Origin of the sequence: Pseudomonas sp. MPFS (assembly GCF_022537035.1) — a bacterium.
GTDB lineage: Bacteria > Pseudomonadota > Gammaproteobacteria > Pseudomonadales > Pseudomonadaceae > Aquipseudomonas > Aquipseudomonas sessilinigenes.
The window spans coordinates 2,552,499-2,567,426 of record NZ_CP066123.1 but is presented as its reverse complement, the minus strand read 5'-3'; the positions used below and the strand labels follow the sequence as shown (position 1 = coordinate 2,567,426).

12 protein-coding genes are annotated in these 14,928 nt (G+C 65.0%); 8 read left to right on the top strand and 4 right to left on the bottom strand.

What is annotated here, in order from left to right:
* Window positions 1–150 precede the first annotated feature (150 nt).
* The gene (gene dapF, locus I9018_RS12145; protein WP_241109581.1) at window positions 151–945 is read left to right on the top strand and encodes a diaminopimelate epimerase; all 795 of its coding nucleotides are present in this window, start codon (window positions 151–153) and stop codon (window positions 943–945) included.
* Window positions 946–969: 24 nt separating this feature from the next.
* Here dapF and I9018_RS12140 read toward each other — a convergent pair whose 3' ends face one another.
* Entirely contained in the window at window positions 970–2,454 is a 1,485-nt protein-coding gene (locus I9018_RS12140; protein WP_241109580.1) for a DASS family sodium-coupled anion symporter, read from the bottom strand.
* A gap of 311 nt (window positions 2,455–2,765) precedes the next feature.
* Between I9018_RS12140 and I9018_RS12135 the strand changes: the two genes are divergently transcribed.
* Window positions 2,766–4,388 carry a methyl-accepting chemotaxis protein gene (locus tag I9018_RS12135; RefSeq protein WP_068584455.1) on the top strand — a complete coding sequence of 541 codons (1,623 nt, stop codon included), beginning with the start codon at window positions 2,766–2,768 and terminating at the stop codon, window positions 4,386–4,388.
* A 129-nt stretch (window positions 4,389–4,517) separates the two neighbouring features.
* Window positions 4,518–5,732 (top strand): HD-GYP domain-containing protein, encoded by a 1,215-nt coding sequence (locus I9018_RS12130; RefSeq protein ID WP_241109579.1) that lies wholly within the window; start codon window positions 4,518–4,520, stop codon window positions 5,730–5,732.
* 3 nt (window positions 5,733–5,735) lie between these two features.
* On the opposite strand, the gene bkdR is transcribed toward I9018_RS12130, so the two are convergent.
* Entirely contained in the window at window positions 5,736–6,224 is a 489-nt protein-coding gene (gene bkdR / locus I9018_RS12125) for a Bkd operon transcriptional regulator BkdR (protein ID WP_068584458.1), read from the bottom strand.
* A gap of 196 nt (window positions 6,225–6,420) precedes the next feature.
* Here bkdR and I9018_RS12120 point away from each other — a divergent pair, with 196 nt between their 5' ends.
* From I9018_RS12120 to I9018_RS12100, 5 genes are all read left to right on the top strand, one after another.
* Window positions 6,421–7,656, top strand: a complete 1,236-nt coding sequence (locus tag I9018_RS12120) for a 3-methyl-2-oxobutanoate dehydrogenase (2-methylpropanoyl-transferring) subunit alpha (protein WP_068584459.1) — start codon at window positions 6,421–6,423, stop codon at window positions 7,654–7,656.
* A 1-nt stretch (window position 7,657) separates the two neighbouring features.
* Complete coding sequence (locus tag I9018_RS12115) at window positions 7,658–8,716, top strand: alpha-ketoacid dehydrogenase subunit beta (protein WP_068584462.1); 1,059 nt, start codon at window positions 7,658–7,660, stop codon at window positions 8,714–8,716.
* Window positions 8,717–10,015 (top strand): dihydrolipoamide acetyltransferase family protein, encoded by a 1,299-nt coding sequence (locus tag I9018_RS12110; RefSeq protein WP_241109578.1) that lies wholly within the window; start codon window positions 8,717–8,719, stop codon window positions 10,013–10,015.
* A gap of 3 nt (window positions 10,016–10,018) precedes the next feature.
* The gene (gene lpdA / locus I9018_RS12105; RefSeq protein WP_241109577.1) at window positions 10,019–11,410 is read left to right on the top strand and encodes a dihydrolipoyl dehydrogenase; all 1,392 of its coding nucleotides are present in this window, start codon (window positions 10,019–10,021) and stop codon (window positions 11,408–11,410) included.
* Window positions 11,411–11,704: 294 nt separating this feature from the next.
* Window positions 11,705–12,724 carry a branched-chain amino acid aminotransferase gene (locus tag I9018_RS12100; RefSeq protein WP_022643880.1) on the top strand — a complete coding sequence of 340 codons (1,020 nt, stop codon included), beginning with the start codon at window positions 11,705–11,707 and terminating at the stop codon, window positions 12,722–12,724.
* Window positions 12,725–12,792: 68 nt separating this feature from the next.
* Here the strand turns inward: I9018_RS12100 and I9018_RS12095 are convergent, their stop codons facing one another.
* Together I9018_RS12095 and I9018_RS12090 are read right to left on the bottom strand one after the other, a co-directional pair.
* A complete protein-coding gene (locus I9018_RS12095) occupies window positions 12,793–13,626 on the bottom strand; it encodes a TIGR03915 family putative DNA repair protein (RefSeq protein WP_241109576.1) in 834 nt (277 codons plus the stop codon).
* Window positions 13,623–14,843, bottom strand: a complete 1,221-nt coding sequence (locus I9018_RS12090; RefSeq protein ID WP_241109575.1) for a putative DNA modification/repair radical SAM protein — start codon at window positions 14,841–14,843, stop codon at window positions 13,623–13,625. Before I9018_RS12090 ends, I9018_RS12095 begins: the two co-directional genes overlap by 4 nt.
* Window positions 14,844–14,928: the final 85 nt, after the last annotated feature.

Here is a 14,928-nt window from a genome sequence, read left to right as displayed (position 1 = left end):
GGCACGCCTGGAGTACGTTGGGTGAATTTTATTTCAAGACGCTGGCGTCGCCGGAGTTTTTTCGAAATCCTGCAACGGATGGCGACGGGTGCCGCTGACTGTTCGATCCTGGCCTGGTTGCCTATCTTGTCCTATCCCTGTGGAGCATAAATGCCGCTTAATTTCGTGAAGATGCATGCCAATGGCGACGATTTCGTGGTGATCGACGCCCGCGGTCGCGGCCAGCCGATCACCGCCGAACGCGCCAGGGCCTTGGGCGACCGGCAACGTGGCATAGGTTTCAATCAACTGGTGGTGCTGGGCGATTGTCGCGAGAGCGCGGCGCAACTGACCTTCTTCAATGCCGATGGTTCCAGCCTCGATGCCTGCGGCAGTGCCACCCGGGGTGCCGCCGAGCTGTTGCTGCGCGAAAGCGGCGCCAGCTCGCTGCGCCTGAAGACCGCCCGCGGCATTCAAGACTGCCAGCGCCTGGCCGACCACAGCGTGTCGGTGGAGATGGGCGTTCCCGGGCTCGCCTGGCAGGACATTCCCTTGGCCCGGGAGCTGGACAGCCTGCGCCTGCCGCTGCCGGGGGAACCGGCGGCGTGCAGCATGGGCAATCCGCATTGCAGTTTTTTCGTCGACGACCTGCAGCAGTTGGACATCGCCAGCCTTGGACCGGCGATCGAGACCCATCCGCTGTTCGTACACCAGACCAACGTGCATTTCATCCAGGTCATCGACCGCCAGACCATTCGCCTGCGGATCTGGGAACGCCACGGCGGCATTCCCCTGGGTTCCGGTTCCTGCTCCTGCGGCGCAGTGGTCAACGGCATCCGCCGGGGCCTGCTGGACAACCAGGTGACGGTGCTGTGCGACGGCGGACCGGTGAGCGTGAGCTGGGACGGCCAGGGCAAGGTGCGCCTGGCCGGTAGCGTGACCCGGGTGTTCAGCGGCTGGCTGTAGCGCCAGCCCTGCCCCGCTCCGGGCCTACAGCCAGCCCAGCCATTTCCACCAGGTCATGGCGAACACCAGCATCAGCAGGTAGCCGACCAGCGTCACCACCAGCCCGACCTTGGCGAACTGGCGCGCGGTGAAGGTCTCGGTGCCCAGGCACACCATGTTCTGCGGGGCGTTGATCGGCAGGATGAAGCCGTAGCTGACCACGAACCCCAGGAGCATGGTCATGCCCAGCCGGCTGAACTCGCCCGGCAGGGTCTGCAGCACCGCGATGAGGATCGGCAGCAAGGCCGAGGTCAGTGCCGTGGCGCTGGCGAACCCCAGGTGGATCAGGATCAGGAAGGCGCCGAGGATAGCGAAGACCGCCAGCGGGCCGACCTGGTCCAGCCCGGTGTGGGCCACCACCTGAGTGCCCAGCCATTGCCCGGCCTGGGTACTGAGCAGCGCCGAACCGAGGCTGATGCCGACCCCGAAGACGATCACCGTGCCCCAGGGAATGCGCGACTGCACATCCTTCCAGGTCATGATGCCGATCCGTGGCAGCAGCAGGAACACCAGCCCGGCGTAGGTGGTGGTCGTGGTGTCGAACGGGTGCAGCTTGCCTTCGGTGGACCAGGCCAGCAGCAACAGCAGCGACACCGCCAGCAGGCGCTTCTGCGGCCCGGTCATGGGGCCGATATCCGCCAGGGACCTGGCCACCGCCTCCTTGCCGCCGGGAATGCTGTCGCTCTCCGGGGGCAGCATCTTGAGCACCAGATACAACAGCACCAGGGACATGATCAGCGCCCAGGGCGCTCCGGCGATCAGCCAGTCGAGCCAGGCCACGCGGTGGCCGAGCATCTTGTCCATGAATCCTACGGTCAAAAGGTTCTGTGCGGCGGCGGTCTGGATCCCGACGTTCCAGATACTGGTGCCCTGGGCCACCACGATCATCAGCCCGGCGGCGATGTTCGAGCGCTTGTCGACGCCGAACGCGGCGATCACTCCCATCATGATCGGCACCACGCAGGCGCTGCGGGCGGTGGCGCTGGGCACCAGCAGGCTGAGGAGGATGGTCACGGCGATGGCACCCAGGAGGATGCGCCGGGTACTGGTGCCGACCCGGGCCAGGGTTACCAGGGCGATGCGCCGGTCCAGGCCGGTGTGGGTCATGGCGGCGGCGATGAACAAGGCGCCGGCCACCAGGGCCAGGGCCGAGTTGGAAAACCCGGTCAGGGCCAGGCTGATGGCCGCCGAGCTGCCATACAGTTGGCCGGGGTCGTTCAAGGTCGGTGCGGTGCCGATGAGGATCGCCATCAGGGCGGTGATCATGATCGCGCTGGCCTCGTAGGACACCGCTTCGCTGATCCACACCACCACCGCGAATGCCAGGATCGCCAGCATCCGGTGCCCCGCCACGGGCAGGTCGGCGGGCAGCGGCAGGAACAACACGCCGATCATGGCCAGCACGGCGATCAGCAATCCAATTGGTAATGCGGCCTTGGCCGCGGGCGCCGTTGTCACAGGCGTAGTCATGGGCCTTTTCCTTCTCCATTGGACAGGCGCCCAGCATGGCGCAAAAGCGCAAAAGGCGCGTTGATGGGAGTCAAACCAGGGGCCGTGTATGGCTCGGCACGAGTCGCAGAACCTGCATCCGCGGTGTGCCTGCCAGGACGCATCGCCCGGTTTGCGGGGCGTTGGCGCGCTGGGTGAAACGGAGAATCGTTTACAGAAATATTTTTTAACATCTCTACAGATTTTTCATCATTTAGGAGTCAGAGTGATATCAGGGCGACAAGGAGTCGACACAAACCTGGCTGTATCACTCCAACCTGCAAGGTGCCTCTATGGTGACAAGAAACTTGAAGCTGACTTCCAGGGCGCTGCTGAGCTTCGGCGCCATCTGCGTACTACTGATTGGCCTCGGGGGGCTGGCACTGTGGAAGATGGGACAGATTCACGACGCCGCGCTGGACTTGCAAACCAACTGGATGCCCAGCGTCCGCCAAGCCGCGAAAATCGAATCCGGCACCTTGCGGGTCCGCCTGGAGGCCCTGCACTACGCCACTGAGGGAGACAACCAGAAACCCGCTTCGCTGGACAAGCTGGGCACCCTGAAGACCACCCTGGCCCAGGCCATCAAGGACTATGAACCGCTGGTGTCCGGCCCCGAGGAGAAAGCTGCCTACGAACAGGTCAAGCGTGGCGCCCAGGACTACCTCGACAAGCTGGCGGTGATGATCAACTCCACCCAGACCAACACCGCCCAGCAGACCGCCGACTACATCAACCAGATCACGGTGCCTCTGGCCAACACCCTGCAAGCGTCCATCGAGGAGCTGATTCGCATCAACGAAAGCGGGGCCGGGCAATCCGCCGTGATCGCCGGCGACCAGTTCAGCACCGGCCTGACCGTGACCTGGGTGATCATCATCCTGGCCATCGTGCTGACCATCTTGATCGCCACCCTGTTCACCCGCAGCGTGACCCGGCCCGTGCTGTCGTTGCTGGCCAGCACTCGCAAGATCGCCGAGGGCGACCTGCGCACCCAGGTGGAGGTCAGCGGGCATGACGAACTGACCGATCTGCAGGCAGCGACCCAGGCCATGCTCGACAGCCTCAAGTCGACCATCCGCCATATCAGCGACTCCTCGACCCAACTGGCCTCGGCCGCCGAGGAGATGAGCGCCATCACCCGTGAATCCAACGCCGGCATCCAGCAACAGAGCATGGAGACCGACCAGGCCGCCACGGCAGTCAACGAGATGACCGCGGCAGTGGAGGAAGTGGCGCGCAACGCGGTATCCGCCTCGCAATCGACCCAGGCCTCGGAACGCTCGGCGGGCCTGGGCAAGGAGCGGGTCGAGCAGACCATCCATGCCATCGAGAAGCTCACCGGCACCGTGGAGAACACCCGGGTGGAAATGGCCGGCCTGGCCCAGCAGGCCCAGGACATCACCAAGGTCCTGGACGTGATCCGCGCCATCGCCGAGCAGACCAACCTGCTGGCCCTCAACGCCGCCATCGAGGCGGCCCGTGCCGGCGAGCAAGGTCGCGGCTTTGCCGTGGTGGCCGACGAGGTGCGGGCCCTGGCCCATCGCACCCAGTTGTCGACCCAGGAAATCGAGCAGATGATCCAAGGCATCCAGAACGGCTCGAGCAAGGCCATGCTGTCCATGCAGCAGAGCAGCGAGGACGCCAACCAGACCCTGGCCATCGCCCACGAGGCCGGCAGTGCCATCGGCCATATCACCGAAGCCATCAGCGACATCAACGAGCGCAACCTGATGATCGCCACCGCCTCGGAAGAACAGGCCCAGGTGGCCCGCTCGGTGGACCAGAACCTGATGAGCATCCGCGACCTGGCGTTGCAGAGCTCGTCCGCCGCCAGCCAGACCTCCCTGGCCAGCAGCGAACTGTCGTCCCTGGCGGTGGGTCTGAACAAGCTGGTGGCACGCTTCGCCCTGTGACGCGTGTCGTGGGGCCTTAGCGAAACGCGTGGGTAAAAACGCTCGTGTGATCCGCAGTTCTCCGCTGCAACGGCTGCCGTCCAGCCGTTGCAGCGGGGAGAGTCGAGCGCCCCGTGGGGAGTACTGGTGATGCTGAAATTGATCTCGCTGCAACAACTGCAAATGGGCATGTACATCCACCAGTTCTGTGGTTCCTGGCTGGACCACTCGTTCTGGAAAGCCGGTTTCGTCCTCAACAGCCGTGAAGACCTGCGGCGCCTGCAACGCTCGAACCTGAGCGGCTTGTGGATCGACTCGGCCAAGGGCCGCGACCTGCCCGAACCTGGCGAGCGGCAAGCGACCCCGCCACCCGCGCCCGAACCACCCTCGCCTGTCGCCGCCCCAACGACTGCGCCGCGGGCCAGCATGGGCGAGGAGCTGCAACGGGCCATCAAGGTCTGTGCCCATTCACGCCAGGCGGTGATGGACATGTTCCAGGAAGTACGCATGGGCCAGGTGATCCAGGTGCAACAGGTCAACGAGCTGGTGGGCATGATCACCGATTCGCTGCTGCGCCATCCCCACGCCCTGATCAGCCTGGCCCGACTCAAACGCGCCGACGACTACACCTACATGCACTCGGTGGCGGTGTGCGCGCTGATGCTGGCCACTGCTCGCCAACTGGGCCTGTCGGAACACTTCGTGCGACTGGCCGGGGTGGCCGGGCTGCTGCACGACGTGGGCAAGCTGACCATCCCCGATGCCATCCTCAACAAACCGCAGAAGCTGTCGGACAGCGAGTTCGAACAGGTCAAGCTGCACCCCGAGGCTGGCGGCAGCATCCTGCGCCAGAACGGTGCGGTGGATGCCCTGGTGCTGGATGTGTGCCTGCACCACCATGAAAAGGCCGACGGCTCGGGTTATCCGCACCACCTGAAGGGCGAGCAGATCAGCCTGTTCGCGCAGATGGGCGCGGTCTGCGACGTCTATGACGCGGTAACTTCCAACCGCCCCTACAACCGCGGCTGGGACCCGGCCGAGGCGATCCAGCGCATGTCCACCTGGACCGGCCACTTCGACCAGCGGGTGTTCCAGGCCTTCGTCAAGAGTGTCGGGATCTACCCGGTGGGCTCCCTGGTGCGCCTGGAGAGCGGGCGCCTGGCGGTGGTGCTGGAGCAACACCCGGATGCGTTGCTGACCCCCAAGGTCAAGGTGTTCTTCTCCACCCGCTCCAACCTGCCCCTGGAACAGAGCGTGGTGGACCTGGCCAAGGTCAAGGGACGCGAACGCATCATCGCCCGTGAAGCCCCCGGCGACTGGGACTTCAAGGAACTCGATCGGTTATGGCAGGACGTCCCGGCCTGAGCCTCAGGTGCCCAGGGTCAGGCCATTGGCCGGCAGCGGCAACGCAGTCTTGTAGCGCACCTGCTTGAGGGCGAAGCTGGAGCGGATATTGGCCACCCCGGGCACCTTGGTCAGAAAGTCCATCATGAAGCGCTCCAGGGACTGGATGCTGGGCACCAGCACGCGAATCAGGTAGTCCGGGTCACCGGCCATCAGGTAGCACTCCATCACTTCCGGACGATCGGAGATGGCCTCTTCGAAGTGCTGCAGGGCCTCTTCCACCTGTTTCTCCAGGCTGACGTGGATGAACACGTTGACGTGCAGGCCCAGGAGGTCGGCATCGAGCAGGGTCACCTGCTCGCGGATCAGCCCCAGTTCCTCCATGGCCCTGACGCGGTTGAAGCAGGGGGTTGGCGACAGGTTCACCGAACGGGCCAGGTCGGCGTTGGTGATGCGGGCGTTCTCTTGCAGGCTATTGAGAATGCCGATATCGGTACGGTCCAGTTTGCGCATGAGACAAAACAACCTTGTTTTTATGTTTATGCAGATTTTTTATCTGCAAATGACTTTCTGCGCAACGAAACAGAGATAAATATTCTCCTTCTCCCGGCCTATGATGTTTGTAGGACAAGATTTCCCTTACCCAGGGAATGACTGCCAGCTAGCGCGCCCAAATACAAGAAATCCACAAGATCGAGCGTAGAAAGCCATGACCCCAGCGTATGCTCCGCTACGCCTGCACGTGCCCGAACCATCGGGCCGTCCCGGCTGCAAGACCGACTTCACCTACCTGCGCCTGAACGACGCCGGCCTGGTGCGCAAACCCCCGATCGATGTAGAACCCGCCGATACCGCCGACCTCTCCCGTGGCCTGATCCGAGTACTCGATGACCAGGGCAACGCCCTGGGCGAATGGGCCGAAGACGTGCCTGTAGAGATCCTCCGCCAGGGCATGCGAGCCATGCTCAAGACCCGCATCTTCGACAACCGCATGGTGGTCGCCCAGCGCCAGAAGAAGATGTCGTTCTACATGCAGAGCCTCGGCGAGGAAGCCATCGGCAGCGCCCAGGCGCTGGCCCTGAATGTCGACGACATGTGCTTCCCCACCTATCGCCAGCAAAGCATCCTGATGGCCCGCGAAGTGCCACTGGTGGACATGATCTGCCAACTGCTGTCCAACGAGCGCGATCCGCTCAAGGGGCGCCAGCTGCCGATCATGTACTCGGTGAAAGAAGCCGGGTTCTTCACCATCTCCGGCAACCTGGCGACCCAGTTCGTGCAGGGCGTGGGCTGGGGCATGGCCTCGGCGATCAAGGGCGATACCAAGATCGCTTCGGCCTGGATTGGCGACGGCGCCACCGCCGAATCGGACTTCCACACCGCCCTGACCTTCGCCCACGTCTACCGGGCGCCGGTGATCCTCAACGTGGTCAACAACCAGTGGGCGATCTCCACCTTCCAGGCCATCGCCGGTGGTGAAGCCACCACCTTCGCCGGACGCGGCGTGGGTTGCGGCATCGCCTCGCTGCGGGTCGACGGCAACGACTTCATCGCCGTCTACGCCGCCTCGCGCTGGGCCGCCGAACGCGCCCGCCGCAACCTCGGCCCGACCCTGATCGAGTGGGTCACCTACCGTGCCGGCCCGCACTCCACCTCCGACGATCCGTCCAAGTACCGGCCGGCCGACGACTGGAGCCACTTCCCGCTCGGCGACCCGATCGCTCGCCTCAAGCAGCACCTGATCAAGCTCGGCCACTGGTCCGAAGAGGAACACGCCGCGCTCAGCGCCGAACTCGAAGCCCAGGTCATCGCCGCGCAGAAGGAAGCCGAACAGTTCGGCACCCTCGCCGGCGGCCAGATCCCCAGCGCCGCGACCATGTTCGAAGATGTCTACAAGGACATGCCCGAGCACTTGAAACGCCAACGCCAGCAACTGGGGGTTTGAGATGAACGATCACAACAACAATATCCAGCTGGACACCGCCATGACCACCACCACCATGACCATGATCCAGGCCCTGCGCTCGGCCATGGATGTGATGCTCGAGCGTGACGACAACGTCGTGGTGTTCGGCCAGGACGTGGGGTATTTCGGCGGCGTGTTCCGCTGCACCGAAGGCCTGCAGGCCAAGTACGGCACATCGCGGGTGTTCGACGCACCGATCTCGGAAAGCGGCATCATCGGCACCGCCGTCGGCATGGGCGCCTATGGCCTGCGGCCGGTGGCGGAAATCCAGTTCGCCGACTATGTCTACCCGGCCACCGACCAGATCATCTCCGAAGCCGCGCGCCTGCGTTATCGCTCCGCCGGCCAGTTCACCGCGCCGCTGACCATGCGCATGCCGTGCGGCGGCGGCATCTATGGCGGCCAGACCCACAGCCAGAGCATCGAGGCGGTGTTCACCCAGGTCTGCGGCCTGCGTACCGTGATGCCATCCAACCCCTACGACGCCAAGGGCCTGCTGATCGCCTCCATCGAGAACGATGACCCGGTGATCTTCCTGGAGCCCAAGCGCCTGTACAACGGCCCGTTCGACGGCCACCACGACCGCCCTGTGACACCCTGGTCGAAGCACCCTTCGGCCCAGGTGCCGGACGGCTACTACAAGGTCCCGCTGGACGTGGCGGCGATCGCCCGTCCGGGCAAGGACGTCACCGTGCTGACCTACGGCACCACGGTCTATGTCTCGCAAGTGGCGGCCGAGGAAACCGGCATCGACGCCGAGGTCATCGACCTGCGCAGCCTGTGGCCTCTGGACCTGGACACCATCGTCAAATCGGTGAAGAAGACCGGCCGTTGCGTGGTGGTGCACGAGGCCACCCGGACCTGCGGTTTCGGCGCCGAGCTGGTGTCGCTGGTGCAAGAGCATTGCTTCCATCACCTGGAGGCCCCGATCGAGCGCGTCACTGGTTGGGATACGCCGTATCCCCACGCGCAGGAGTGGGCATATTTCCCAGGGCCGTCCCGAGTGGGCGCGGCGCTGCAACGGGTCATGGAGGTCTGAATGGGCACGCACGTTATCAAGATGCCGGACATCGGCGAAGGCATCGCAGAAGTAGAACTGTCGCAGTGGCACGTGAAGGTTGGCGACCTGGTGGTCGAAGACCAGGTGCTGGCAGACGTGATGACGGACAAGGCCATGGTCGACATCCCCTCCCCGGTCCACGGCAAAGTGCTGGCCCTGGGCGGCGAGCCGGGTGAAGTGATGGCGGTAGGCAGCATCCTGATCAGCATCGAGGTCGAGGGGGCGGGCAACCTCAAGGACTCCGACCAGCTGCCGACGCCGAGCAAGGCGCCAGCCGCCGCGGAAAAACCGGCCGCCGCGCCGGTGGCCGCCGCACCTCAAGTGGAAAAACCGGCTCCCGCCTGCCAGGCCGCCACCAGCCGTCCGGCCCAGGCTCCGGTCGCCCGGGACGCCAACGAGCGCCCACTGGCCTCGCCGGCGGTGCGCAAGCATGCCCTGGACCTGGGCATCCAGCTGCGCCTGGTACAAGGCAGCGGCCCTGCCGGGCGCGTCCTGCATGAAGACCTGGACGCCTACCTGGCCCAGGGCACCCGGGCGGCGCACGGACATTCGGCGCCATCTGCCGGTTATGCCGAGCGCCACGACGAAGAGCAGATCCAGGTGATCGGCATGCGCCGCAAGATCGCCCAGCGCATGCAGGAATCCAAGCACCGCGCCGCGCACTTCAGCTATGTCGAGGAAGTGGACGTCACCGCCCTGGAAGAACTGCGCATCCACCTCAACGAGAAGCATGGCGCCACCCGCGGCAAGCTGACCCTGCTGCCGTTCCTGGTACGGGCGATGGTCGTGGCCCTGCGCGATTTCCCGCAGATCAATGCACGCTACGACGATGAAGCCCAGGTCATCACCCGCCACGGTGCGGTGCACGTCGGGGTCGCCACCCAGAGCGACGTTGGCCTGATGGTGCCGGTGGTGCGCCACGCCGAGGCCCGCAGCCTGTGGGGCAACGCCGAGGAGATCGTACGCCTGGCCAAGGCCGCCCGTGCCGGCAAGGCCGCGCGTGAAGAGCTGTCCGGCTCGACCATCACCCTCACCAGCCTCGGCGCCCTGGGCGGGATCGTCAGCACGCCGGTGCTGAACCTGCCGGAAGTGGCCATTGTCGGGGTCAACAAGATCGTCGAGCGGCCCATGGTGATCAAGGGCCAGATCGTGATTCGCAAGATGATGAACCTCTCCAGCTCCTTCGATCACCGGGTGGTCGACGGCATGGACGCCGCGCAATTCATCCAGGCCATCCGCGGCCTGCTCGAACAACCCGCCACGCTGTTTGTGGAGTAAGACATGCAACAGACTCTCAACACCCAACTGCTGATCATCGGTGGCGGCCCTGGCGGCTATGTCGCAGCGATCCGCGCCGGCCAGCTGGGGATCTCCACCATCCTGGTGGAAGGCCAGTCCCTGGGCGGCACCTGCCTGAACATCGGCTGCATTCCGTCCAAGGCACTGATCCACGTAGCCGAGCAGTTCCACCAGACCCGCCACCACAGCCAGGGCTCGGCCCTGGGCATCGAAGTGGCGGCGCCGACCCTGAACATCGGCAAGAGCGTGGAATGGAAGGACGGCATCGTCGACCGCCTGACCACCGGGGTCGCGGCCCTGCTGAAAAAGAACAAGGTCCAGGTGATCCATGGCTGGGCCCGGGTGATCGACGGCAAGACCGTGGAAATCGACGGCGCCGACACCCGTATCCAGTGCGAGCACCTGCTGCTGGCCACCGGTTCCAAGAGCGTCAACCTGCCGATGCTGCCCCTTGGCGGGCCGATCATCTCCTCCACCGAGGCCCTGGCGCCCAAGGTCCTGCCCAAGCGCCTGGCCGTGGTCGGCGGTGGCTACATCGGCCTGGAACTGGGCATCGCCTACCGCAAGCTGGGGGTGGAGGTCAGCGTGGTCGAGGCCCAGGAGCGCATCCTGCCGGCCTATGACGCCGAGCTGACCCAACCGGTGCTGGAATCGGTCAAGCAACTGGGGATCAAGCTCTACCTCAAGCACAGCGTGCTGGGCTTCGATGCCGGCACCAGCAGCCTGCAGGTACGCGAGCCCAACGGCGACACCCTGGCCCTGGCAACCGACCAGGTGCTGGTGGCCGTGGGCCGCAAGCCCAACACCCAGGGCTGGAACCTGGAAGCGCTGAACCTGGACATGAACGGCTCGGCGGTCAAGATCGACGCACGCTGCCAGACCAGCATGCGCAACGTCTGGGCCATCGGCGACCTGAGCGGCGAGCCGATGCTGGCCCACCGGGCCATGGCCCAGGGCGAGATGGTGGCCGAGCTGATCGCTGGCAAGCACCGGGAGTTCACCCCGGCGGCGATCCCGGCGGTGTGCTTCACCGATCCGGAAGTGGTGGTGGTCGGCAAGACGCCGGACGAAGCCAAGGCCGCCGGCCTGGACTGCATCGTCAGCAGCTTCCCGTTCGCTGCCAACGGCCGGGCCATGACCCTGGAATCCAAGGGTGGCTTCGTGCGCGTGGTGGCACGGCGCGACAACCACCTGGTGGTCGGCTGGCAGGCGGTGGGCGTCGGGGTTTCCGAATTGTCCACGGCTTTCGCCCAATCCCTGGAGATGGGCGCGCGCCTGGAAGACATCGGCGGCACCATCCATGCCCACCCGACCCTGGGCGAGGCCGTCCAGGAAGCCGCGTTGCGCGCCTTGGGCCACGCGCTGCACATGTAACCACCAGAGCGTAGGAGCGAGGCTGCCCGCAATAAGGCCAGCAGGTACGCCAGAGATGTCGAACCGTCTGCGCCGATGTCATCGCTAGCACGCTTCGCTCCTACAGAAAAGATGCAAAGCAGGTCGCTATCCGTGGGGTGACGAGAGGGTTCATGAGCAGGCTAAGTTTTTTTGCTCCCCCTCCCATCGTCCGGGGTGCGGCCTGCCCCCGGAATGCAGTATTGTTGTGCCCATCCAATAAAAACGTCAGAAGCCTTGAGCCGTTCCGACGGTTGTTAAGAGATAGAGGGTGTCATGGGTAACGAAAGCATCAATTGGGACAAGCTGGGTTTTGACTACATCAAGACAGACAAGCGCTATCTGTCGTACTGGCGCAACGGCGAGTGGGACGCAGGCACCCTGACCGAAGACAACGTGCTGCACATCAGCGAGGGCTCCACCGCCCTGCACTATGGCCAGCAGTGCTTCGAGGGCCTCAAGGCCTACCGCTGCAAGGACGGTTCGATCAACCTGTTCCGCCCGGACCAGAACGCCGCCCGCATGCAGCGCAGCTGCGCTCGCCTGCTGATGCCGCAGGTACCGACCGAACAATTCATCGAAGCGTGCAAGGCCGTGGTCAAGGCCAACGAACGCTTCATCCCGCCCTACGGCACTGGCGGCGCGCTGTACCTGCGCCCGTTCGTGATCGGCGTGGGCGACAACATCGGCGTGCGCACCGCACCCGAGTTCATCTTCTCGATCTTCGCCATTCCAGTCGGTGCCTACTTCAAGGGCGGCCTGACCCCGCACAACTTCCTGATCTCCAGCTATGACCGTGCAGCGCCACAGGGCACCGGCGCGGCCAAGGTCGGTGGCAACTACGCCGCCAGCCTGATGCCCGGCTCCCAGGCCAAGAAGGCCAGCTTCGCCGACTGCATCTACCTGGACCCGCTGACCCACAGCAAGATCGAGGAAGTCGGCTCGGCCAACTTCTTCGGGATCACCCATGACGACAAGTTCGTGACCCCGAACTCGCCATCGGTGCTGCCGGGGATCACCCGCCTGTCGCTGATCGAACTGGCCAAGAGCCGCCTGGGCCTGGAAGTGGTCGAGGGCGACGTGTTCATCGACAAGCTCGGCGACTTCAAGGAAGCCGGCGCCTGCGGTACCGCTGCGGTGATCACCCCGATCGGCGGCATCGAGTACCAGAACAAGCTGCACGTGTTCTACAGCGAAAAAGAAGTCGGTCCGATCACCCAGAAGCTCTACAAGGAGCTGACTGGCGTGCAGACCGGCGAAGTCGAGGCTCCGGCCGGCTGGATCGTCAAGGTCTGACCCGCCCCGCTTCACCCGAGCCCGCCTCTGCTTGCCAGCGGCGGGCTTTTTATTGTCCAGCGCGTGGCTCAGTTGCTGCCGATGCGCTTGCCCGGCCGCACCGCCACCTGGCTGGCCTGGCCGTCGCGCTGCTTGCCGTGGCGGGCCTGGGCGATCAACGCGGGGATCAACGGCCCCTCCGGCAGGTGCTTCCAGAACCGCGCCGGCAAGTGCCCCTGCATGACCTTGGGGTTGAGCCGCGCCGGGTTGAAGATATGGCTGTAGTAGGTCAACCACAGCTCGCCCCCGGGGTCTTCCATGCCCTGGGCCAACTGTTGCCAGCCAAGTGGACACTGGCGCTGGTACAGCAGGCGTTCGCCATCGAAATACACCCCGTCCCGGGGTGTGGCGATCATCCAGCGCTGGCGCCCCATGCGCCCGATGAAATGCTCGCTGGCGCTGGCCAGGATGTCGTGGGCCGGCTCATGCCAGGCCACGAACTGCGGCTGCTCGGCCAGGGCCGAACGTCCTGGCGGCACCGCGATAAAACGCACGAAAGCGTGCAAATGATGGGCCTCGCGATCCACCTGGCGGATGCGCCGTTGCAATTCGCTGCCCAAGGGGTCGCCGCTGAGCATGGCCGTGCGGTCGCCATGACTGACCCGCCACAACACCTCGTACAACAGGCTCCAGCGCTGCTCGCCGCAATAGCTTCCCGCCCGCTGCAACAGCCCCAGCAGCGCCAGGGGAATGCGTGCCTGGAATGGCCCGGGTTGCTGCGGATAGTCCTGCTGCTGGCCGAACAGGTCGGCCTCGCGGGCGCCGGACCAACTGACCTGGCTGGGGTCGATGCCATGGCTGAGCAAGCGCCGGGCCTGCTCGCGCCAGGTGTCGAACGACTCGTGGCAGTCCAGGTCGATCATCCCCACAACCCCATCTGCTGCGGCTGCGGGCGATCGCGCAGTTGCTGGTAGAGCTGCGCGCTGCTGGTCTCGGCCTGGCGCGGGTGATAGTCGCTGGTGATCAGGAACGGCTTGGCCTTGCCCAGCACGCACCGCATGCGCGCCAGGTCCTCGAAGCGGATGCGCCGCTCCCGGCGCAGCTCCACCAGGCGCTGGGTGGTACGCAGGCCGATCCCCGGGATACGCGCGATCAACGCTGGCTCGGCGCGGTTCAGGTCCAGGGGAAACAGGCTGCGGTTCTCCAGGGCCCAGGCCAGCTTGGGGTCGATGTCCAGGGCCAGGAGCCCGGGCCCCTTGAACAGTTCATTGGCACTGAAGCCATAACCGCGCAACAGGAAGTCGGCCTGGTACAGGCGGTGCTCGCGCATCAGCGGCGGCGCGGCCAGGGGCACGCTCTTCGGGCTGTTGGGGATCGGGCTGAAGGCCGAGTAATAGACCCGGCGCAGGCGGAAGTTGCCGTACAGGGCCTCGGCACTGTGCAAGATGGTGCTGTCGTCGGTGTCGTCAGCGCCAACGATCATCTGCGTGCTCTGCCCGGCCGGGGCGAAACGCGGTGCCCGGGGCTCGTTGAGCACCGTCTGCTCGCCGGTGTGGATGGTGCGCATGGCCTGCTTGATCGAGCCCAGCTGCTTTTCCGGGGCCAGGGTCCTGAGGCCCTGGTCGGTGGGCAACTCGACATTCACGCTCAAGCGGTCGGCATAGCGCCCGGCCTGCTCGATCAACGCGGGGTCGGCATCAGGGATGGTCTTGAGGTGGATGTAGCCACGGAACTCGTGCTCCTCGCGCAAGAGCCTGGCCACCTGCACCAACTGCTCCATGGTGTAGTCCGCCGAGCGGATGATCCCGGAACTGAGGAACAGCCCGCTGACGCAGTTGCGCCGGTAGAAGTCCAGGGTCAGGCGCACCACTTCCTCGGGGGTGAAACGGGCCCGTGGCACATCGCTGGAACGGCGATTGACGCAATACTGGCAGTCGTAGAGGCAGAAGTTGGTCAGGAGGATCTTCAGCAACGAGACGCAACGCCCGTCCGGCGTGTAGCTATGGCAGATACCCATGCCGTTGGTCGAGCCCAGCCCTTCCTTGCCCTGGGAGCTGCGCTTGGGGGCGCCACTGCTGGCGCAGGAAGCGTCGTACTTGGCGGCATCGGCGAGGATGCCCAGCTTGTCGATCAGTTGCATGGCCGGACCCGGATACTGTTTTTATATACAGTAAAGAATTCGCCCTCGACAGTTCAAGGGGACCGGGGGCCTGGATCATGAAAAA